We start from the raw sequence: 21,478 nt of genomic DNA, 5'->3' as shown, positions 1-21,478 counted from the left end.
CTGCCGGGCCGCGGTTAGGTGACGGCCACGGCTCAGGAGTTCTCGCTCGCCTCCAACTCGGTCAGCTTCGCCCGGACGTCGGCGGCATGGCTGTGGCCTAGCTCCTCCAGAACGGCGAGTGCGGCCTGCCAGCTCTCCAGCGCCGCCTGCCGGTCTCCGGTGGTGTGCTGGGTCTGGGCGAGGTGCGTGAGCGTGATCGCGTAGTAGTAGCTCTCGCGCTGCCGCCGGTGCAGGTCCAGCGACTTCCTGAAACAGTCGATGGCTTGCTGGTGGTCTCCGAGATGGTGCAGGGCGTGGCCGAGGCTGTCCCACGTGTGGGCCTCGATCTGCCGGTCGCCGATGTCCTGCCCGAGTTCGAGGGCGTGCCGGCAGTAGGCGGCGCCCTCCTCGTGCTGACCGAGCTTGGTGTAGCACCAGCCGAGCGCGCTGAGCGATCTGACCTGACCGATCGGGTTCTCGAGGATAAGGAAGTGCTTCAGGGCGGTCTTCGCGTGGGGTACGGCCTCGGCATGCCGGTCCTCCCGCATGAGCACCATGCCGGCGAACCGATGGGTCTCCGCGAGCACGTCGTGGTCACCGATCCGGCTCGACAGCTCCAGCGCACGCCGCAGGTGTTCGTGTGCGTCTTCGTACCGTTCGTTCAGGACGTACGAGGACGCGAGGAGCCGGTGCACTCTGGCCAGGATGGTGTAGTCACCCAGCCGTTCGGCGGCCTTCAGCGCGGCCCTGAACGCCTCGGTCTCCTCGTGCCAGTGTCCTCGCCGCGTGAGGAAGTCGGCCAGGACCGTGGCGAGCTGCCAGGTGTGGTTGTCGAATCCGATGTCGGCGGCCTGATGGAGGGCGGCCAGGAGCACATGTTGTTCGGCGACCAGCCACGCCAGAGCCTGTTCCTGGCCGGCCAGCTGCTCTGGGTCGACGCCCAGTTGACAGGGCGCCAGGCGGACGAGCCGACGGGCCGGAGAGATCAGCCGCGCGGCGGTGGACGCGGTGTGCAGGTAGTGGTCGAGCAGGCGGTGGACGGCGGCGCGGCGGTCGGCGTCCGGTTCGTCGTCGCTGAGCTCGCCCGCGTACGTGCGAAGCAGGTCGTGGAGGGTGTACCGGCCGGCAGGATCCCGAGCGAGCAGGTGCGAGCCGGTGAGCTCGGAAAGGATGGTCCGGGTAGCGCGGAGCGGGAGGCCGGCCAGGCTGGCGGCGGCCGGCGCCGAGATGTCCGTACCCGGGTGCAGGCCGAGCAGCCGGAACAACCGCGCGGCCGGCGCGCTCAGCTGCCGATACGACCACGAGAACACCGTCCGGACGTCGGAAGCCGCGTCGGAGTCCGGCCCGGTCGAGGTGAACGCGTCGAGGCCGGCGGCTGGGTCGATCAGCTCGTCGGCGAAGGCACCGATGGGCAGGCCGGGCTGACTGGAGATCCGGCCGGCGACGATCGCGAGAGCCAGCGGCAGCCTGGCGCACCTGGCGACGACGGCGTCCACGTCGTGCGGCTCCGCGTCGATCCGGTCCTGGCCGAGCCGTCTGGCCAGCAGTTCACGAGACTCCTCGATCGTGAGCGGGCCGAGCTGGAACGGCTTCGCCGCCTCGACGCCGATCAGTCCGGCCAGCTGGTTGCGGCTGGTGACCAGGACCGCGCACCCCGGCGAGCCGGGCAGGAGCGGACGGACCTGCTCGCTGTCGCGGGCGTTGTCGAGTACGACCAGGACCCGCCGGCCGGCCAGCATGCTGCGGTACAACCCGGCCTGGCCCTCGAGATCGGACGGTATCCGCTCAGCAGGCACACGCAGGGCGTCGAGGAATCCACGGATGGCCTCGCCCGGTGCCACGGCGGCTCCGGAGGGGTGGAACCCGCGCAGGTTCACATAGAGCTGCCCGTCCGGGAACTGGTCGGCTACCTGGTGGGCCCAGTGCACCGCCATGACGGTCTTGCCGACGCCGGCCATCCCGGAGATGGCCGCGATCAGCAGCGCCGCCGGCTGCCCGTGCCCCGAACCGGTCTCCGGTGGCAACACGACGTCCAACCGGGTCAACTCGTCCTTGCGATCCACGAAGCCGTCGATCGCGGGTGGCAGCAAGCGCGGCACGACACCGGCGGCCGGACCATCGGCTGGGGCGGTGGAAGGCATGGACTCCCCTGCCGATGTGGCCAGCGTGGCGTCATCGGTCAGGATCCGATGGTGCAACTCGCGCACCGGTGCGGACGGTTCGATCCCGAGCTCCTCGCCCAGCAGGCGATAGAGCTGCTGGTACGTCTCCAGCGCATCTGCCTTGCGGCCGCCTCGAACGAGCGCCAGCATTCTCAGCCGCCAGAACGACTCTCGCAGCGGATGGCGTCTGGTCAGCTCTTCCAGCTCGCCGGCCACGGCCGCGTGCCGGCCGGCTTCCAACTCGGCGGCCAGACATTGTTCCGTGGCGTCCCGTCGCCGTTCCTCCAGCAACGCGGCGTACTCGCGGACGGCCGGCAGGTCGATGCCCAGGAACGCCTCGCCACGCCACAGTCGCAGTGCTGTCCGGAACGCCGAGGCCGCATGCCTGGGATCGCCGGCTTCCTGCGCCTGCACGCCCGCTGCGAACGACTCGTCGAAGTGGTCGAGGTCGACCATGCCCTGCGGTATCTCCAGGAGGTATCCACCCGACTGCGTGCTCAACCCGAACGGAACGTCGAGCTCGCGAAAGAGATTCCGCAACCGGTACACGCAGGTCTGCACGGTGATCCGGGCGGCCGCCGGCGGATCTGCCCACATCCGTTCGATCAGCCGATCGGTACTGACGGCGTGCCCGCGTTCCAGAAGCAGCAGGGAAAGCAGGCCGCGCTGCCTTGCCGCGCGTACCCGCACGGTTTGGCCGGCGACGCACAGCTCGATCGGGCCGAGAACCCGAAGCTCCACAGGAAGACCATACGCCGATCGCTTCTGTCGTGGGCTCATGAAGCTTGACGCGGCTGTGGCAGCGCGGGAGCAGGTCAGCCCGCGGCCTGAGTTCTGTCCGGTTTCCTGGACGGTTCTCCGGACGGTTTGGGCTTGGAGCGCTTGTCCAGAGCCGGCTCGTGCGTTCGCCGGATGCTCCAGCGCCACACACCGTAGAGTCCCATCGCCAGGCACAGCACCTGCCCACCGAACTGCCAGTGACCGCTCGCGAGGGCGTAGCCCACGAACAACGTCTGCGTGACCGCGACAATCCACCAGCCGAACGGGTTGCGATGGATGGCAAGCCACATCGACAGTGGGTTGCCCACGAAGCTGACCAGGAAAGCCAGCACACTCTCGACATGTCGCACGGTAACTCCTTCCGCAATCGGGCCGACGGCGCGGCGGTCAATCCGCCAGCGTGTACTTCTCCCAGGCCGCGACAAGCAGCTCGATGTCGGCCGGGGTGCCGACGGCGACACGCACGCCGTACGACCGCACCGGCTTGACCAGAATCCCTTGTTCCTCGAGCACCTGGGCTGCCGCCACCGCTTGGTCGCCGAGCGGAAGCCAGACGAAGTTGCCATGCCCCTCGACGACGGGTGCACCCACCGCCCTCAGGGCTTCGGCCATCTCCCGGCGAGTGGCGACGGTCCGGCGCACCCGTTCGCGAAGACCCGGCTGGTCGCGCAACGCGGCGACAGCGGCGCGCTCGGCCGGCACGGTCACCTGGAACGGCAGGCCCGCGGCGGCGATCCTGCCTGCCAGCCGGGGTTGGGCGATGCCGTAGCCGACCCGCAATCCGGCCAGGCCGTAGGCCTTGGAGAACGTACGCGTCACAACCACGTCCGGATACCTGCGCACCAACGCGAGAGCATCGAGATCGCTGACCGCGAACTCGGCATAGGCCTCGTCGATCAGAACCACGACCCCGGCAGGCATAGCGCAAACGAACGCCTCGACCGCCGCATGCCCGACGACACCCCCGGTCGGCACGTTCGGTGAGCACACGATGGCGATCCGGGTCTCCGAGGTGACCGTAGCGGCAAGCCGATCCAGGTCGCAGGCGTAGTCACGCAGTGGTGCCCTGTGGAGGGGTACCCGCAAGGCCGCGGTGATCGACTCGATCGCGTCGAACCCCGGCCAGCACATGACGACCGCACCGGGCCCGGCAGCGACGATGGCTTGGTAGACGACAGCAGCACTGCCCGCCCCCATGATCACCCAGTCCGGCGCGACGTCCAGCTGGGCAGCCAGCGCCGCTCGCAGCGCGGGACTGTCCCGGTCGGGATAGCGATGCACACCACCCAACGCCACGGCGGATCCGGAGACGGTTTCGCTGGAGGGCGCGTAGGCCAACTCGTTGAGGTGCAGCCGAACAGTGTGGCTCATCGTCTGCCTTGGAGAAAAGCGACCGTGATCGCGAATGGAGGAGACCTCTGTGTGCGACGCCCCCAACCCGGCGGAGCGCGTTGAGGGCGTCGCGGGGAAGCCCCGGAAACGGGGGGTGCACTTCCGGGACTTCCAGCTCAGTCGTGCGTCATGGTGTGGCAGTCGTATGTCATGTCGCAGCCGGCCGGCCCGATGTCGTACGTCATGCCAGGATCGGCCGACGCGGTCCCCGCGCCGATGACGAGCATGGCCAGAGCGGCCAAGCCTGCGATGGCGATTCGCTTCATGGTCATCTCCTTCCGAAACAGAGTGCGGGACAACTCCTACGCCGGACCTCGACCGCGGTCCGGCTGTTGGTTCGGGCACCAGCGTGGCATCGAGGCTTGGCACGCGATTGGCGTACCAATAGCACCGAAGCGACAGGCGTTGGCGGCCGCTCACCCCCAGAACGCGCACTGGTGTTCGGCAGTCAGGTCGACCGGCGAGTCCCCCGCCGCGTCATCCGCAGCGCCCCGCGAGCCGGCTACTGCTCGTCGGCGATCGTCTGGCCGGGCAACTCCTGGATCCCGGTGACCATCCGCTGCTCGTCGCGGTTCGTGCCGGAGATCACCGGTACGCCCTGGAACAGCTCTGCCTCCATCTCGACGTCACCGTGCCGGATGTTGTGGCGCCGTGCAGCCACACCAGCACAGGCTTGTGCCCTGCGCCGCCCTCCGGCACGGTGACGTCGAGATGGAGGCAGTCCTCGCTCACACATCCGACCGGACTTTCGCTTGCACACAAGGCGGTCCGGACTCGTGGCCGGGCGCACACGGCTCCACGACCGGCGGGGCGGCGTACGGCACGCCGAGGTATCGGGTGACGTCTCCCCCTCTGACGCCCGAAACGACCCCGGACTCGGTACGGACCGCGCCCGCCGGTGCTGCAGGAGCTGGTGAAGCTCATGGAACTTGTAGAGCTGCCGAGGCGAACCCCGCGGTTCCAAGTATCGCGGCCACTACCAGATGCGCAAACAGTTTTCGCGATCAGGCGAACGGTTTGAGCACTATACGTCTGATGGACCGATGAGATGTCAGCATGTGATCCGGCCGTTTTCCCCTGTGACACAAGGGGACCAATACGAATGGTGGACGCACCACCGCAGCCGTCGGCGAACTAAAACTGTTCCAGCAAAGGAGCGCCGAATGGGGACGCTGCTAACCCGGATGTCCGCGCCATCCGCACCCCCCGACCAGGTCGAACTGGTACGCGCGTTGCTCGCCGGTTCTGATCGACGAGCATTGGAGGAGCCCGCTCGTCTGCTGGCTGATCACTTCGGTCTCGGCCGAGACGAACGATCTTCGACAGAGAAAATCCTGTCCGGTCCGACCGGGCTCGGCACGGCCGCGTTGCGCCTGCATCCCCCTTCCAGCCAAGGCAGTGGGGCCGATTCCACCGCCGAGGCAGACGACGGTGCCGACACCAACGCCGACGACAACGACACCACCGTGCCGCCGCTCTACTGTCCGCCGGTCATCCGCGACAACCCCGCGCTCGGCAAGGAGGTCAACGAACGCCTGGTCGCCTGGGCCGGCGAGGTCGGCATCTATCCCGGCCAGCTCGACAAGGTACGCCGCGCCGACTTCGGCAGGCTGATCATGCTGACCCACCCCGACTGCGACGACATCGACCGGCTGCTCGCCGCTGCCAAGTGCATCTTGGCGGAGTGGGCGGTTGACGACCACTACGTCGACGGCGAGGCGCGCGAGTCGACACCCGAGCTGCTCGGACAACAGCTCGCGATCGCCTACTCCGCCATCGATCCCGTGCACCTGCCCAAGGCGTACGCACCCCAGCTCGAAGCCGTTCTCGAAGCCGACCCGGTGACGGTCTCGCTGCGATCCGGGATCGCTCACCTGTCGGAGTTCGCCACGCCGGCGCAGGTGGCGCGGCTACGGCACGAGCTGGCGATCATGTTCGTCGCCTACAACCAGGAGGCCGTCTGGCGGCACACCGAACAGACGCCCGCGGTCTGGGAATACCTCCTGCACCGCAGCGAGAACAGCTTCCTGCCACCGATGGTCCTGATCGACGCGGTGGGAGGTTACGAGGTCCCGCCGGAGGAGTTCGCCGACTCGTCCGTTCGCCGGCTCTTCCTGCTCGCCGGCCTGGCGAGCGTGATCGTCAACGACCTCTACTCCATGGTCAAAGAGGATCCGACCGACACCAACCTCCCCCGCGTGATCGTCGCCGAGGAAGGCTGCACGCTCCGCGAGGCGATCCGGCGTACGGCCGACATCCACGACGAGGTGGTGCACACCTTCGAGGAAGGCGCCGCCGCCCGCTTCGTCACCGCCTCGCCCGCCCTCCAGCGCTTCCTCGCCGGCCTGTGGGCCTGGCTCGGCGGCGGCCGCGAATGGCACAGCAGCTCCGAGCGCTACACCGCCAAGGCCGCTGCCTGAACGCCCTGAACGCCTCGAACTCCCTGGACACCCGCGGCTCCAGGTACGCAACAAGTCAACAAACCAAAGGAGATACGTCCACGATGCCCGCACACACCTCCGTCTCCCCCGCATCCGACGTCCTGCGTACCGCCTACCAGCGTTCGATCGCCAACTACTGGAACGCCGAGAAGGATCCCGTCAACCTCCGGCTGGGCGAGATCGACGATCTCTACCACCACCACTACGGCGTCGGCGACTACGACCCGTCGGTGCTGGAAGGTCCACCGGAGACCAGGGACGAGCGCATCATCGAGGAGATGCACCGGCTCGAGACCGCGCAGGCCGACCTCCTGCTCGACCACCTCGGCGACATCGGCCCGGGAGATCGCTTGCTGGACGGCGGATCGGGCCGCGGCGGCACCAGCATCATGGCCAACCTCCGCTTCGAGTGCGAGGTCGACGGCGTCTCGATCTCCGAGCAGCAGGTCGCCTTCGCCAACGACCAGGCCCGGCGGCGCGGCATCGACGAGAAGGTGCGCTTCCACTTCCGCAACATGCTCGACACGGGGTTCGACACCGGCTCGCGCCGGGCGATCTGGACCAACGAGACCACGATGTACGTCGACCTGAATGATCTCTACGCCGAGTTCGCCCGGCTGCTGGAGTACGGCGGGCGCTACGTCTGCATCACCGGTTGCTACAACGACGTGACCGGCGGACGCTCGAAGGCGGTCAGCCGGATCGACGAGCACTACATCTGCAACATCCACGCCAGAAGCGAATACTTCAAGGCCCTCGCGGCCAACGGGTTCGTCCCGATCAACGTCGTCGACCTGACGGCGCTCACGATTCCGTACTGGGAGCTTCGCGCGAAGTCGTCGGTCGCGACCGGCATCGAGGACCCGTTCCTCACCGCGTACAAGGAAGGCAGCTTCCACTACCTCCTGATCGCGGCCGATCGCATCTAGCCCTCTCCCACCTCCAGCTCATCCAGCTCGTTCACTTCGTCCAGGCAGGCAAGGCCAAAACTCTCGAAAGGATGATCGGACCATGACCGCTACCGAGTCGGCGGAAACGACTGCTCCCGCCAACGGTCAGGCAGCACAGCTCAGCCTCAGCACCACCGCGGCCCGCAAGCTCGCGACCACCACCAAGACCGTTCCGCAGATGCAGGGCATCTCCTCGCGGTGGCTGATCAAGCTGCTGCCGTGGGTGAACGTCGCCGGCGGCACCTACCGTGTCAACCGCCGGCTGAGCTACGCGATCGGCGACGGGCGGGTCACGTTCATCAGCACCGGCGCCGACGTACGAGTCGTCCCGGCCGAGCTCTGCGAGCTGCCGCTGCTGCGCGGGTTCGACGACATCGACGCGCTCGAGGCGCTCGCGGACCGCTTCGTCCAGGAGGAGTACGACGCCGGGCACGTCATCGTCGAGCAGGGTCAGCCCGCCGACCGGGTCTTCCTGATCGCGCACGGCAAGGTCAACAAGCTCGGTTCCGGTCACTACGGCGACGAGATCGCGCAGGGCGTACTGGCCGACGGGCAGTACTTCGGCGAGCAGGCACTCGGCAGTTCCGACGGCACGTGGGACTGGACGGTCCGGGCGGCGACGCCGTGCACGGTGCTCGTCCTGCCGAGCCAGTCGCTGCAGGAGCTGAACGGCTCGGCCGATCCGCTGCGCGAGCACATCCAGCAGCGCCTGAGCAGCCCGGCACAGGCGCAGAACGAGTTCGGCGAGGCCGAGATCGGGATGTCGGCGGGCCACGAAGGCGAGGCCGACCTGCCGGGAACGTTCGTCGACTACGACACCGAGCCGCGCGAGTACCAGCTCAGCGTCGCGCAGACCGTGCTGCGCGTGCACAGCCGGGTCGCCGACCTGTTCAACCAGCCGATGGACCAGGTCGAACAGCAGCTCCGCCTGACGATCGAGGCGCTGCGCGAGCGGCAGGAGAACGAGCTGGTCAACAACCGGGAGTTCGGCCTGCTGCACAACGCCGATCTCTCCAACCGGATCCACACTCGCGGCGGACCGCCCACGCCCGACGACCTGGACGAGCTGATCAGCGTCGTGTGGAAGGAGCCGACGTTCTTCCTCGCACACCCGCGCGCGATCGCGGCGTTCGGGCGCGAGTGCACCAGGCGCGGCATCTACCCCACCAGCGTCGACGTCAACGGCCACCAGCTGCCGGCCTGGCGCGGCATCCCGATCTTCCCGTGCAACAAGATCCCGGTCAGCGACACCAGCACCAGCTCGATCATGCTGATGCGCACCGGCGAGGAACGCCAGGGCGTCGTCGGCCTGCACCAGGTGGGGATCCCGGACGAGTATCAGCCGGGGCTGAACGTGCGGTTCATGAACATCAACGAGAAGGCGATCATGTCGTACCTCGTCAGCCTCTACTACTCCGCCGCGGTCCTCGTACCCGACGCGCTCGGCGTTCTGGAGAACGTCGAGCTCGGAAAGGAGTGACGACGTATGACTGTCACGGACTCCGAGCCGGACACCGGTCAACCCCAGCTGAGCCTCAGCACCACGGCGGCGCGCAAGCTCGCCGGCACGACCAAGACGCCGCCCGTCACGCAGGACATCTCGCCGCGCTGGTTGCTGCGCAGCCTGCCGTGGGAGTCCGTCGAGGGCGGCACGTACCGTGTCAACCGACGCCTGACGTACGAGCTCGGCGACGGGCTGGTGACGTTCGTCAACGACGGCGCCGCCATCCGGGTGATCCCGAAGGAGCTGTGCGAGCTGCCGCTGCTGCGCGGGTTCGACGACTCCGGGGTGCTCGACGCGCTCGCGGACCGGCTGGTGCAGCGGGAGTTCCAGCCCGGCGACGTGATCGTGGAGTTCGGGCATCAGCTGGACCAGCTGTTCCTGCTGGCGCACGGGAAGGTGCAGACGCTGGGCGTCGGCCCGTACGGCGAGCCGACGGTGCTGGGTGTGCTGGCCGACGGCCAGTACTTCGGCCAGCAGTTGCTGGCCGGTGAGGACCGGCTGTGGGAGAACACCGTACGCGCGGTCACGCCGTGCACGCTGCTCGAGCTGCCCCGGCGGGCGTTCCGGCAGCTGCTCGACCAGTCGGAACCCTTGCGCGAACACCTGCGGCAAGCCGCGGCGGCGGCCTCGCTGCCGAGCAACAGCAAGGGTGAGGCCGCGATCGACCTGTCTGCCGGGCACGACGGCGAGGCGGACCTGCCCGGCACGTACGTCGACTACGACACCGAGCCGCGGGAGTACCAGCTCGGCGTCGCGCAGACCGTGCTGCGGGTGCACAGCCGGGTCGCCGACCTGTTCAGCAAGCCGATGGACCAGACGCAGCAACAGGTCCGGCTGACGATCGAGGCGCTGCGCGAACGGCAGGAGAACGAGCTGCTCAACAACCGCGACTTCGGCCTGCTGCACAACGCCGACCTGAAGCAGCGGATCCATACCCGTGCCGGGCCGCCGGCGCCGGAGGACCTGGACGAGCTGCTGTCCCGGCGGCGGAAGACCCGGTTCTTCCTGGCGCATCCACGCGCGATCGCGGCGTTCGGGCGGGAGTGCACCGCTCGGGGCATCTACCCCACGCCCGTCGAGGTCGACGGAACGCTGCAGCAGTCCTGGCGCGGCGTGCCCGTACTCCCGAGCAACAAGATCCCGATCAGCGCGGCCGGCACCACCTCGATCCTCGCGATGCGGATCGGCGTCGAGGACGAGGGCGTGATCGGGCTACGGCCTGCCGAGGTCGACTCGTCCGGCGGCGTCAGCGACACCGGAGAGGCGTTTCCCGGGCAGCCGGAGCTTCGGGTGCGGCAGATGGGGTGCGACGAGAAGGCGATCATGTCGTACCTCGTGAGCGTCTACTTCTCGGCTGCGGTGCTCGTGCCGGACGCGCTCGGCGTCCTGGAGAACGTGGAGCTCGGGCGATGACCGCACAGACGACCGCGGCCGGAGTGCGCCGGCCGGATCAGGTGCTGGCGGAGTGCCGGCAGCTGTTCGGGCCGGCGCTGCGGGCGGCGGTGGAACGGCTCCCGGGCTCCGCGCGGAGGGTCGCGGCGTACCACTTCGGCTGGCTCGACGAGCAGGGTCAGCCGGCGTCGGGCGGCAGCGGGAAGGCGATCCGGCCGGCGCTGACGCTGCTGGCCGCCTCTGCCGTCGGGGGCTCGCCGGCGACCGCGGTACCTGCGGCGGTCGCGGTCGAGCTCGCGCACAACTTCTCGATCATGCACGACGACGTACTGGACGGCGACCAGACCCGGCGCCACCGGGCGACGGCGTGGGCGGTCTTCGGCCGGGAGGACGCGATCCTGACGGGGAGCGCGCTGTTCGCGCTGGCGCTCGACGTCCTGGCCGGGGTAGGGCAGGGACCGCCGGGTTCGGCCGCCGGCGAGACGGCGATCCGGATGCTGAACGGAGCGGTGCTCGACCTGCTCGACGGGCAGAGCGCCGACCTGGAGTTCGAACGGCGAACAGGCGTCGACGTGACCGAGTGCCTACGGATGGCCTCGGCGAAGACGGCGGCCCTGATGGGGACGGCGTGCGCGCTCGGCGGCCTGTTCGGCGGCGCGGACTGCGGGCGGGTCGAGCGGCTGCGTAGCTTCGGCCGCCACGTCGGACTCGCCTTCCAGTTCGCCGACGACCTCCTCGGCATCTGGGGCGATCCCGCGGTGACTGGCAAACCCGTGCACTCGGACCTGATGAGCCGGAAGAAGTCGCTCCCCGTGGTGGCGGCGCTCACGTCGGGGACCCCGGCGGGTGCCGAGCTGGCGGAGTTGTACGCGTTGGAGCGCCCGCTGTCAGCGGCTGAACTGCAGCGGGGGGCTCAGCTGGTGGAGAACACGGGAGCCCGGGAGTGGAGCCAGTCGCAGGCGGGCGAACTCCTCGCCCGCGCGATGGGCGATCTGGCATCCGTGGCGCCGGCCGCCCGCCCCGCAGCCGAACTGGCCGCCCTCGCCCGCCTCGCCGCCCGCCGCGACCACTGACCGCGGCCGCTCAACTGCACCGCGCTCGTCGCAACCCGCCCGAGGTGGCTTCGGCCGCCCCGGCCGCAGCCAACCCGCAGCCCTCGCCGGCTCGCGGCTTGGCCCGCATCGGCATCAGTCGTCCAGCCGGCAACCGAGCTCGCCGGTCTCGCCGGTCTCGTCGGCTGCCGCGGTGCGGGGTGCCGGTTCTGCTGGAGGTGCCTCTTTGGCGCGTGTCCGGTTGCGGTTTGGGGGCGGCGTGGCGCTGACCGTCATCGGTCAGGAGTCAAGCCAGTGGTCGTTTGTGACCTTCGCCACCTTCTGCTGGCGGCGTTCTGGACCAAACCGTGACCAACCTCGCCGCGGGCGGGCGGGCTATGTCGGTGGGCGGTGAGAGGCTGCCTATTCCGGCCTTCCTGTGGTCGACTAGGAGAAGTTGCAAAAGCCACCTAGCGGGCATAGGGAAGGCCACGTCTCGGGAGGGCGGGCCATGCGCGACGACGAACGACTACACGATCCAGATGCCGTACACGGCCATATCGGCCGAATCTGCTTCAAAACCGGTCCACCGACGACTGTCGGCGCTGAAGTGGAGTGGTTGCTCGCAGATCTCTCCGAACCCACGAAACCAGTCCCTCTCCAACAGCTGCGCACCACGCTCGACAGAGTCGGCGCGTTGCCCGGTGGCAGCAAGATCACGTACGAGCCCGGCGGCCAGCTCGAGTTGAGCTCCCGCCCGGCCAGCGGCCTCGTCGAGTGCATCTCGGCACTGAAGGCCGACGTTCTCACCGTTACCTCCAGCCTCGATCGGCTCGGACTGTCCCCACTTCCGACCGCGATCGACCCGTACCGCAAGCCGTTCCGGCAGCTCAGGCATCCGCGTTACGACGCGATGGAGGCGTTCTTCGATCACCGCGGCGCCGACGGGCGCGTGATGATGTGCGCCACGGCCGCGGTCCAGGTCAACCTCGACGCCGGAGCCGACCCCGACGACATCACCAGGCGATGGCGCCTGCTCAACGCCCTCGGCCCGGTGTTCGTCGCCGCGTTCGCCAACTCACCCACGCACGCCGGCGCCCCCACTGGCTGGAAGTCCGGACGTCAGGCCGTCTGGCAGCGGATCCAGCCGGCGCTCGGCACCGACCGGGTCAACGGCAACCACCGCCCCGCCACGGTCTGGGCCGACCACGTGCTCGACGCACCGGTCATGCTGGTCCGCCGCGAGGGTGGCTGGCTCACCGATCCGGGCTTCACGTTCCGGCAGTGGCTGGACGGCGCGCTCGGCAAACGGGCCGGGCCGACGATCGACGACCTCGCCTACCACCTCACAACCCTGTTCCCGCCGGTACGACCGCGCGGGTTCTTCGAGGTCCGCTACGTCGACATGCAGGCACCGAAGTGGTGGCCGGTGCCAGTCGCGGTGCTCGCCGCGCTGGCCGCCGACGCCAGGACGAGTGAGCTGGCACTGGCCGCGGCCGCACCGGTCGCGGGCGAGTGGGAGACCGCATCCCGTTGTGCGCTGGCCGATCCGGCGCTGCAGCAGGCGGCCTCCCGTTGCTTCGACATCGCGCTCGACGCGTTGCCGGGCCTGTGCCCGGGCGCGACCGGCGCCGATCTGGTCGACCTCGTGTCGGCCTACTACGAGACGTACGTCCGACGCGGCCGCTGTCCCGCCGACGACGTGCTGGAAAAGCAAGCGAGCATGGAGACCCCACATGAACCCGTTGCCCAACCACATTGATCGTCTGGTTGACGGCTCTGCCGAGAACGCCTTCAAGAACTACGTCGCCGACGAGCTCGAACGCGTCCGCGCCCGCAGCTTCGCGCTGACCACCGACGTGCTCGACGACCCGCAGCTGATGGCACAGCACTCGCGGCTGATGTCACCGCTGGTGTGGGACTTGGCCCACGTCGGAAACTACGAAGAGCTCTGGTTGCTCCGCGAGGCCGCGGGCATCGAGGCCATGCGGCCGGAGATCGACACCATCTACGACGCGTTCGAGCATCCCCGGTCCGAACGTCCGACGTTGCCGCTGCTCGACCCGAAGGAAGCCACCGACTACATCGGGCTCGTACGCCGTAAGGTCATCGACTCGCTGGACAACGTTCGCCTCACCCCCGGCTCAGGACCGAACAGAGCTCTACTGGACAAGGGTTTCGTCTATCGCATGGTCGTCCAGCACGAGCACATGCACGACGAGACGATGCTCGCGACCCATCAGCTCCGGCGCGGCGAGCCCGTGTTCGCCCACGAGAGCCCGCTGCCCGCACCGCGAGCAGTGACACCTGGGGGGCCGCTGCTCAAGCCGGAGGTGCTGGTCGACGCCGGCCCGTTCGTGATGGGCACCTCCACCGACACCTGGGCGTTCGACAACGAGCGCCCGGCCTACACCATCGACCTGCCCGCGTTCTGGATCGACACCACACCGGTGTCGGTCGGCGCCTACATCGCGTTCATCGAGGCGGGCGGTTACGACGACCCGCGCTGGTGGACCACCGCCGGCTGGGAGTGGCGCAACCAGTCGGGCAAGCGGCACCCGGCCTACTGGATTCGCGAGTCCGGGCAGTGGCTGCGGCGCCGGTTCGGCCGCACCGAGACGTTGCCGCTCGACGAGCCCGTGCAGCACGTCAGCTATTTCGAGGCCGACGCCTACGCCCGGTGGGCCGGCAAGCGACTGCCGACCGAGGCCGAGTGGGAGAAGGCCGCGTCCTGGGATCCGGCCACCGGCACCAAACGGCGCTTCCCATGGGGCGACGACGACCCGAACCGTAACGGCACCGCCCAGGCCAACCTCGGCCAGCAGCGGTTCGGCCCGTCACCCGTCGGCTCGTACCCCGAGGGTGTCTCGGCCTACGGCGTCGCCCAGCTGATCGGCGACGTGTGGGAGTGGACGTCGACGAGCTTCACCGGGCATCCGGGGTTCTGCGTCTTCCCCTACCGCGAATACTCCGAGGTCTTCTTCGGCGACGACTACAAGGTCCTGCGCGGCGGCTCGTGGGCGACCGACCCGGTGGCGATCCGCAACACGTTCCGCAACTGGGACTACCCCATCCGGCGGCAGATCTTCACCGGCTTCCGGTGCGCGAGGGACGCCTGATGTGCCGGCATCTCGCCTACCTCGGCGATCCGGTCTCGTTGCAGGACCTGATCATCAGTCCACCGCACTCGTTGTACAAGCAGTCGTACTCCCCCCGGCTGCAAACGCACGGCGTGGTCAACGCCGACGGCTTCGGCGCCGGCTGGTACGTCCCCGGCCGGCCCGAGCCCGTGCGCTACCGCCGGGCGCAGCCGATCTGGAACGACCAGTCGTTCGCCAGCCTCGCGCCGACGATCTCGGTGGGCTGCGCGCTCGCCGCGGTGCGGGACGCGACCGTGGGCTTCGGCGCCGACGAGTCGTGCGCGGCGCCGTTCACCCACGGCCGTTGGCTGTTCAGCCACAACGGCGCGGTCGCCGAGCCGATGCAGCTGCGCAAGGCTCTGCAGCACAAGGTCGAGTGGGTTCCCGACGCCCTGGCCGCGGTCGACTCGGTGCTGCTGTTCGGGCTCGCGGTCGCGCACTGGACCGCCGGCGCCTCGCTGGGCGCCGGGCTCGCGGCAGCGGTACGTGAGGCCGCACCGGTCGGTGGTGGACGGCTCAGCGTGCTGGCCACCGACGGCGAACGGCTGGCGGCCGTCACCTGGAACGAGCCGCACTACATCCGGGTACTCCCGGCCGGCGTGGTGATCGCGTCCGAACCCGACGACGACGCGCCCGGCTGGACCGGTCTCCCCGACCGGTCGCTGGTCGAGGCCGACCGGACAGGAATTGTCGTACAGGAGGACATTTCGTGAGCTCGGTACAAATCGAAAGGCATCTCGACGAGGCGGAGCTCGCCGCCGGCCTCACGCGCGACGTGCGGGCCGGCCTCTCCGGACGACCGAAGGCGCTGCCGCCGAAGTACTTCTACGACGCGCGCGGCAGCGAGCTGTTCGAGGAGATCACCCGGCTGCCGGAGTACTACCCCACGCGGGCCGAGCGGGCGATTCTCGAGACGTACAAGGAGGAGATCGCCAAGTTCTCCGGCGCCGACAGCCTGGTCGAGCTGGGCTCCGGGTCGGCGGAGAAGGCCCGGCTGCTGCTCGGCGGCATGCAGTCGGTCGGCACGTTGCGACGCTACGTTCCGTTCGACGTGAGCGAGAGCGCACTGGTCGAGGCGGTCTCGGTGCTGTCGCGGGAGTTCCCGGCGATGGAGATCCACGCCGTGGTCGGCGACTTCGAGCGGCACCTGTCGGAACTCCCCCGCGACGGCCGGCGGCTGCTGGCGTTCCTCGGCGGAACGATCGGCAACCTGACGCCGGGTGAGCGAGCGCGGTTCCTCGGCACGATCCGGGCCAACCTCGGCGAGCACGACGCGTTCCTGCTCGGCACCGACCTGGTGAAGGACCCGAACCGGCTGGTCGCGGCCTACGACGACGCCGCGGGCGTGACGGCGGAGTTCAACCGCAACGTGCTGCGTGTCGTCAACCGCTCGCTGGGCGCCGACTTCGACGTCGACACGTTCGAGCACGTCGCGGTGTGGGACGCCGAGCAGGAATGGATCGAGATGCGGCTGCGGTCCGTCGTCGAGCAGAGCGTGCTGGTGGCCGACCTCGGCCTCACAGCGGAGTTCCTGCGCGGTGAGGAGATGCGTACGGAGATCTCGGCGAAGTTCCGGCCGGAGGGCCTGAAAGGCGAGCTGTCGGAGGCCGGACTGGAGCTGGCGGCCTGGTGGACCGACCCGGCCGGGGACTTCGCGCTGTCGCTGTCGGTTCCGGCGTAGGCGAGAGTTGGTGGAGGAAGCTCGCGGACACGCGAGAACTGTCAACACGACGCCGGCGACCGAGCTGCCGCCGGCGTCGTGTTGGCGCTGGACATCCCGGGCGACCTCGGTCAGCCCGATGCCGAGCAGTCGCGGGCGAGCCTGCGTGAGCACGCGCGTCCAGGTGACCGGCACGTGGTACGCCTGGTTCACCACGCCTGCTTCGTTCGCGTCGTCCCGTTTTTCCAGTGCGCGGCTGCTCGCCAGACCCGTATCGTTCTCGCGTCCACATGTGCGGCAGTCATACGGCAGTGCTTGGTTTCGGGGCGATGGAATTCAGCGCGTTGGGCCCGCTCGAGGTGCGGGATGGTGAGCGCCGGGTGGAGATCAGGGGCACCCGGCCGTTGACGGTTCTGGCGCTTCTTCTCGTCTCGGTCAATCATGAGGTGAGTCCTGATCAGCTGGTGGACGGGCTGTGGCCGGAAGGGCCACCGGCTTCAGCGGTCGGCACGTTGCACTCGCTGATCCACCGTTTGCGTCAGCATCTTGGTGAGGTGGAGCTGCGGCGCGGAGAGTTCGGCTATGCCCTGCACGTCCCGCCGGATCGAGTCGACTTCTGTGAGTTCGAACGGCTGGCGGCCGCGGGACGGGCGGCACTGGACGCCGCCGATCCCGCGGCCGCGGTCGTCGAGTTGCGGGCGGCGCTGGAGCTCTGGCGGGGCATGCCGTTCGCCGGCATCGAGGCAGAGGCCGTACGCAAGCGAGCCGACGCCCTGTGCGAGCTCCGGTTGGACGTCATGGAATGGTGTCTGGCGGCGGAGCTGTCGCTCGACCGGCACGAGGCGATCGTGTCGGAGCTCGAGTCACTGGTCGCCGAACACCCTTTCAGGGAACGCTTCTGGCACCAGTTGATGGCCGCGCTGCATCGCAGCGGACGGCAGGCAGACGCGTTGGCGGTCTACCAACGCCTGTACCGGCTGCTGGACGAGGAGCTCGGCGTCCGCCCGTCCGAGGCGATCCGCGAGTTCCATCAGAACATCCTGGCCGATGAGGGCGTTGCTCAGGAGCAACCCCGGGAAGCCGATCCGCTCGCGCCGCGCATGGTGCCGATGAGCGCCCGGGACTTCACCGGGCGGGCCGAGGAGCTGACGGCGCTCGACAACCTGCTGGCGACGGCCGGTGAGCAGGATGCGCAAGCCGTGACTGTCGCGAGCATCGGCGGGATGGGCGGAATCGGGAAGACAACGCTGGCCGTGCACTGGGCGCATCAGGTGAGGGACCAGTTCCCCGACGGTCAGCTGTACGTCAACCTGCGTGGATTCGACCCGTCAGGGCAGCCAATGGATTCCGCGGAAGCCCTTGGCTGGCTACTCGAAGCACTCGGTGTACCTCCGGAACGAGCACCTGTCCAGTTGGAGTCCAGGGCAGCGATGTACCGCTCACTACTGAGCGGCAGGCGGGTACTCGTGGTGCTGGACAACGCCGTCGACGAGCAGCAGGTGCGTCCGTTGCTGCCGGCCTCGCCGGGCTGCATGGTTCTGGTCACCAGCCGCAACCAGCTGACCAACCTGGTCACGGCCGAGGCGGCCCAGCCCCTGAGCCTCGGCCCGCTCGCCGACTCCGAGGCCTACGAGTTCCTGTCCCGCCGGATCGGGCGTGAGCGGCTTTCGAAGGAACGCCAAGCCGCCGAGCAGATCCTCGACCTGTGCGCGGGTCTTCCGCTCGCGCTCGCGATGGTCGCGGGACGAGCTGCCCTTCGCCCGACGTTCTCGCTGGAGATGATCGCCGCCCAGCTGGACAGGTCGAAGACCGGCGCCGCACCGGTCTCACGCGGAGCCGGGATGGCCAACCTGTGGGCCGTGTTCAGCTGGTCGTACGAGCGTCTCGACACCGAGTCCGCTCGGATGTTCCGCCTGCTGGGCCTGCATCCTGGACCGGACATCGCCGACTCGGCGTGCGCCAGCCTCGTCGGCGGCCCGTTGACCCGAGTCCAGATCCAGCTCGACGACCTCTCCGAAGCGCTGTTGATCGACGAACACCTGCCAGGCCGGTACGCGATGCACGACCTGCTTCGCACGTACGCCGTCGAGCTCACCCGAACGCACGACACCGAAACCGACCGGCGCTCGGGCGTTCAGCGGGTGGTCGACCACTACCTGCACTCCGCGCTCCCAGCGGCCGTTCTGCTCGAGCCGCACCGGGACGACACGCGCGTACGGGCGTCGCTGGTGGACCTCATGGCCGATGTCACGCCAGACGTGACTGCTGACGGCACGGAGGCGATGGCCTGGTTCCGGGCCGAACGCGACGTGCTGCCCCGCATCGTCCACCTGGCGGCCGCCTCCGGCCTCGACGTTCACGTCTGGCAACTGACCTGGGCGATCGATGACTTCTACAACAGGCAGGTACGTCACCAGGTCAACATCTCCTGCGGACGGCTGGCTGTGGAAGCCGCCCGGCGGCAAGGCGATCGGTATGCGGAGGCCCGGGCCATCGACTTCCTTGGCCGCAACCGGATCTGGCAGGGCCGGTTCGAGGAGGGGAAGCAGCTCGTGCTGGCTGGTCTCGAGCTCTACACCGCCATCGACGACCGCTGGGGGCAAGGAACTTCCCATCAGAACCTGGGATTTCTCCTGACTCATCAGGACCAGTACGCCGCAGCGCTCGAGCACCAACAACAAGCCCTCGAGCTGTACCGAAGTGTCGGCAAACGAGCAGACGAGGCCAACGCGCTCAACGGGCTTGGATGGAACCTGGCCCAGCTCGGCGACCTCGATCCCGCACTGTCCGCCTGCCGTCAGGCAGCCGAGATCCAGCGAGAAATCGGCGACAACGACTGCTTGGCGAACAGTCTCGACAGCATCGGCTTCATCCATCATCAGCTGAGCCAATACGACCAGGCGATCACCCACTACCAGGAAGCGGTCGACCTGTATCGAAATGGCGGCCGGCCCGGCCGGGTCGCGGGCACCCTGATCAAACTGGGCGACAGTCAACATGCCGCAGGCGACCCCACTGCCGCGAGGCGGAGCTGGCAAGAGGCACTTTCGATCCTGGAGGAGCTCGGCCATCCCGATGCCGAGAAGGCACGCGCGAAGCTGCGCTAGCACGCCGCTAGTGCCCTACTAGCGAGCCACAAGTGTCCCGCTAGAGCGGTTGGTGAGCATATAGCCCGGAAAGAGGCAGGACGGGCCGCCCCCGCTCCAGATCCTCTTGGTAGCGGGCGGCCCTTTGCCTTTCGCAGCTCTTCGCCGAAAGGAGACACTGATGACGAAGCGCATCGCGGCTATGGGTCTCGCCACCCTGGCTCTGCTTGTGGCGGGCGCCGGCGCGGCTTCCGCCGACCCGCCGCCCATGACGCACAACTTCGCCCCGACGTGCGACATGACGCACAATCGTTGCGCGGATATGACCCACAACTGAGTCAGGTCGTTCGGGACGCGCAGGTTCCCGAACGTCGTCGAAGCGTCCCCAGCGCCATTGCCGGCGCCGGGGACGTTTTTACGTGGCTGTTTCCTTGCGACAGCGAGGCTGAGATTCCTCCAGCGAGTCGCTAGTTGAAGAGCCTGAGATCGGTGACCCAGCCGGCGGACACCGCCATGATGTAGAAGTCGGTGAGGATCACGGTGAACAGCGAGATCATCGCGAACTGGCCATGGCGCCCGTTCAGCTTGGAGACGAACGACCACAGGCGATAGCGGATCGGATGCTTGCCGAAGTTGCGCAGCTTTCCGCCCATGACGTGTCGGCAGGCGTGGCAGGACGCGGTGTAGCCCGCGAGCATCAGGACGTTCACCCAGATGATGATCGAACCAAGGCCGACGCCGAACTTCCCGTTCTCGCCGGTCAGCGCCAGGCTGGCGTCGTAGGCGTTGATGACCAGCACGATGGCGGCGAGGTAGAAGAACCACCGGTGGGAGTTGTTGAGGATCAGCGGGAAACGCGTCTCACCGGAGTACTTCTTGTGCGGCTCGGCCACCGCGCACGCCTGCGGCGAGAACCACAGCGAGCGGTAGTAGGCCTTGCGGTAGTAGTAACACGTCACCCGGAACCCCGCGACGATCGGGAACGCGATGATGCCGAGCGGCAGGAAGAACGGCAGCGCGGGCAGCGGCGTACCGAAGTGGCTGGAGCCTTCGACACAGGAGTCGCTCACACAGGGCGAGTAGAGCGGCGTGAGGTAGTGGAAGTCCTCGACGTAGTACCACTTCGCCATGAAGATCCGGACGGTGGAGTAGACCACGAAGAACAGCAGGATCACGGCGGTGCCGAGCGGGGACGCCCACCACCGATCGGGCCGCAACGTCCGCTCGGCGATCGCCGCCCGCTGAGGGCTGAACACACCCGTTGCCATCGCGCACCAACTCCTGCTTCATGACATGCCAGCGCCGCCGGCCGACCCGTGGCACGCCATACCGTACTCGCGCGCCTGTTCGCGCCGCAGTGACCGGGGCCGCTTCACCCGTGTGGCCTCCGCCACGTCTAGTGCGGGATGACGCCACCGGCGTACTGCGACAGGGCGTCGGCCAGCGGGCAGACCATCGCCGCGTCCCAGTCCGGGGCGATGCCGAACTCCCGTGCTGGGCGGAAGCCGAAGCGCGGGTAGTACTCCGGGATGCCGAGCAGCGCGATCAACGGCTCGGCGCGCGTTCGCCGTGCGAGCTCGATACCCGTCGTGACCAGCAGGCTGCCGACGCCCTGGCGCTGGCGCGCGGGTGCCACGCTGAGTGGCCCCAGCAACAGCACCGGCGGCGCCTCGACGCCCGCGAGGCGTAGGCGGCTGATCAGGCAGTGTCCGGTCAGTTCGCCGTCGACCTCGGCGACCAGGGAGAGCGCCGGAATGAAGTCGGCGGACCGCCGGATCCGTTCGACCATCTCCACCTCGACGTCGGCCCGGCCGAACGCGGCCGCCGTCAGCTCCGCGATCGGCGCCACGTCCGAAGGGGTCTCGGCCCGGATCCGGCAGTCGGCAAGCACGGCTTTCACGTTAGGGAGCAGCGCAACCGGTTTTGCGGCGAGAACCGCGGGCCCGGTCCGCCGACCAGGC

General features: G+C 68.6%; 19 protein-coding genes. 11 read left to right on the top strand and 8 right to left on the bottom strand.

The genetic code is table 11. The features are described 5' to 3' along the window. Positions 1-32: 32 nt before the first annotated feature. From ACYVF6_RS18945 to ACYVF6_RS18920, 6 genes are all read right to left on the bottom strand, one after another. A complete protein-coding gene (locus tag ACYVF6_RS18945) occupies positions 33-2,882 on the bottom strand; it encodes an AfsR/SARP family transcriptional regulator (protein ID WP_460523022.1) in 2,850 nt (949 codons plus the stop codon). A 74-nt stretch (positions 2,883-2,956) separates the two neighbouring features. Next, positions 2,957-3,271: a hypothetical protein gene (locus ACYVF6_RS18940; protein ID WP_460523020.1), complete on the bottom strand. Its 315-nt coding sequence runs from the start codon at positions 3,269-3,271 to the stop codon at positions 2,957-2,959. Between the two features lie 37 nt (positions 3,272-3,308). Then, positions 3,309-4,292 (bottom strand): pyridoxal phosphate-dependent aminotransferase, encoded by a 984-nt coding sequence (locus tag ACYVF6_RS18935; RefSeq protein WP_460523017.1) that lies wholly within the window; start codon positions 4,290-4,292, stop codon positions 3,309-3,311. 137 nt (positions 4,293-4,429) lie between these two features. After that, positions 4,430-4,579 (bottom strand): hypothetical protein, encoded by a 150-nt coding sequence (locus ACYVF6_RS18930; RefSeq protein ID WP_460523015.1) that lies wholly within the window; start codon positions 4,577-4,579, stop codon positions 4,430-4,432. Between the two features lie 236 nt (positions 4,580-4,815). Next, positions 4,816-4,974 (bottom strand): hypothetical protein, encoded by a 159-nt coding sequence (locus tag ACYVF6_RS18925; RefSeq protein WP_460523117.1) that lies wholly within the window; start codon positions 4,972-4,974, stop codon positions 4,816-4,818. Continuing rightward, a complete protein-coding gene (locus tag ACYVF6_RS18920) occupies positions 4,899-5,237 on the bottom strand; it encodes a carboxylesterase family protein (RefSeq protein ID WP_460523013.1) in 339 nt (112 codons plus the stop codon). The genes ACYVF6_RS18925 and ACYVF6_RS18920 overlap by 76 nt, the downstream gene beginning before the upstream one ends. A gap of 239 nt (positions 5,238-5,476) precedes the next feature. On the opposite strand from ACYVF6_RS18920, the gene ACYVF6_RS18915 reads away from it, so the two are divergent. From ACYVF6_RS18915 to ACYVF6_RS18865, 11 genes are all read left to right on the top strand, one after another. Further along, complete coding sequence (locus ACYVF6_RS18915; protein ID WP_460523011.1) at positions 5,477-6,733, top strand: family 2 encapsulin nanocompartment cargo protein terpene cyclase; 1,257 nt, start codon at positions 5,477-5,479, stop codon at positions 6,731-6,733. Positions 6,734-6,816: 83 nt separating this feature from the next. Then, the gene (locus ACYVF6_RS18910; RefSeq protein ID WP_460523009.1) at positions 6,817-7,683 is read left to right on the top strand and encodes an SAM-dependent methyltransferase; all 867 of its coding nucleotides are present in this window, start codon (positions 6,817-6,819) and stop codon (positions 7,681-7,683) included. An 82-nt stretch (positions 7,684-7,765) separates the two neighbouring features. Further along, complete coding sequence (locus tag ACYVF6_RS18905; RefSeq protein ID WP_460523007.1) at positions 7,766-9,184, top strand: family 2B encapsulin nanocompartment shell protein; 1,419 nt, start codon at positions 7,766-7,768, stop codon at positions 9,182-9,184. 6 nt (positions 9,185-9,190) lie between these two features. Further along, complete coding sequence (locus ACYVF6_RS18900) at positions 9,191-10,621, top strand: family 2B encapsulin nanocompartment shell protein (protein ID WP_460523005.1); 1,431 nt, start codon at positions 9,191-9,193, stop codon at positions 10,619-10,621. Beyond that, a complete protein-coding gene (locus tag ACYVF6_RS18895) occupies positions 10,618-11,673 on the top strand; it encodes a family 2 encapsulin nanocompartment cargo protein polyprenyl transferase (protein WP_460523003.1) in 1,056 nt (351 codons plus the stop codon). The genes ACYVF6_RS18900 and ACYVF6_RS18895 overlap by 4 nt, the downstream gene beginning before the upstream one ends. A gap of 469 nt (positions 11,674-12,142) precedes the next feature. Next, complete coding sequence (gene egtA / locus ACYVF6_RS18890) at positions 12,143-13,393, top strand: ergothioneine biosynthesis glutamate--cysteine ligase EgtA (RefSeq protein ID WP_460523001.1); 1,251 nt, start codon at positions 12,143-12,145, stop codon at positions 13,391-13,393. Beyond that, complete coding sequence (gene egtB, locus ACYVF6_RS18885; protein WP_460522999.1) at positions 13,368-14,750, top strand: ergothioneine biosynthesis protein EgtB; 1,383 nt, start codon at positions 13,368-13,370, stop codon at positions 14,748-14,750. The genes egtA and egtB overlap by 26 nt, the downstream gene beginning before the upstream one ends. Then, positions 14,732-15,484 (top strand): ergothioneine biosynthesis protein EgtC, encoded by a 753-nt coding sequence (gene egtC / locus ACYVF6_RS18880; protein ID WP_460522997.1) that lies wholly within the window; start codon positions 14,732-14,734, stop codon positions 15,482-15,484. Before egtB ends, egtC begins: the two co-directional genes overlap by 19 nt. Continuing rightward, positions 15,481-16,452 (top strand): L-histidine N(alpha)-methyltransferase, encoded by a 972-nt coding sequence (egtD, locus tag ACYVF6_RS18875; protein ID WP_460522995.1) that lies wholly within the window; start codon positions 15,481-15,483, stop codon positions 16,450-16,452. The genes egtC and egtD overlap by 4 nt, the downstream gene beginning before the upstream one ends. A 308-nt stretch (positions 16,453-16,760) precedes the next feature. Continuing rightward, positions 16,761-19,538 (top strand): AfsR/SARP family transcriptional regulator, encoded by a 2,778-nt coding sequence (locus ACYVF6_RS18870; RefSeq protein WP_460522993.1) that lies wholly within the window; start codon positions 16,761-16,763, stop codon positions 19,536-19,538. Positions 19,539-19,698: 160 nt separating this feature from the next. Next, complete coding sequence (locus ACYVF6_RS18865; protein ID WP_460522991.1) at positions 19,699-19,854, top strand: hypothetical protein; 156 nt, start codon at positions 19,699-19,701, stop codon at positions 19,852-19,854. Positions 19,855-19,984: 130 nt separating this feature from the next. Here the strand turns inward: ACYVF6_RS18865 and ACYVF6_RS18860 are convergent, their stop codons facing one another. Both ACYVF6_RS18860 and ACYVF6_RS18855 read right to left on the bottom strand, forming a co-directional pair. Then, on the bottom strand, positions 19,985-20,785 hold the full coding sequence (locus ACYVF6_RS18860) for a hypothetical protein (protein WP_460522989.1): 801 nt from the start codon (positions 20,783-20,785) through the stop codon (positions 19,985-19,987). 128 nt (positions 20,786-20,913) lie between these two features. After that, the gene (locus ACYVF6_RS18855; protein WP_460522987.1) at positions 20,914-21,408 is read right to left on the bottom strand and encodes a GNAT family N-acetyltransferase; all 495 of its coding nucleotides are present in this window, start codon (positions 21,406-21,408) and stop codon (positions 20,914-20,916) included. Between the last annotated feature and the right edge of the window lie 70 nt (positions 21,409-21,478).

This window comes from Flindersiella endophytica (assembly GCF_054779015.1).
Note: the sequence above shows the minus strand (reverse complement) of the source record. Positions and strands in the feature narration are given on the sequence as shown.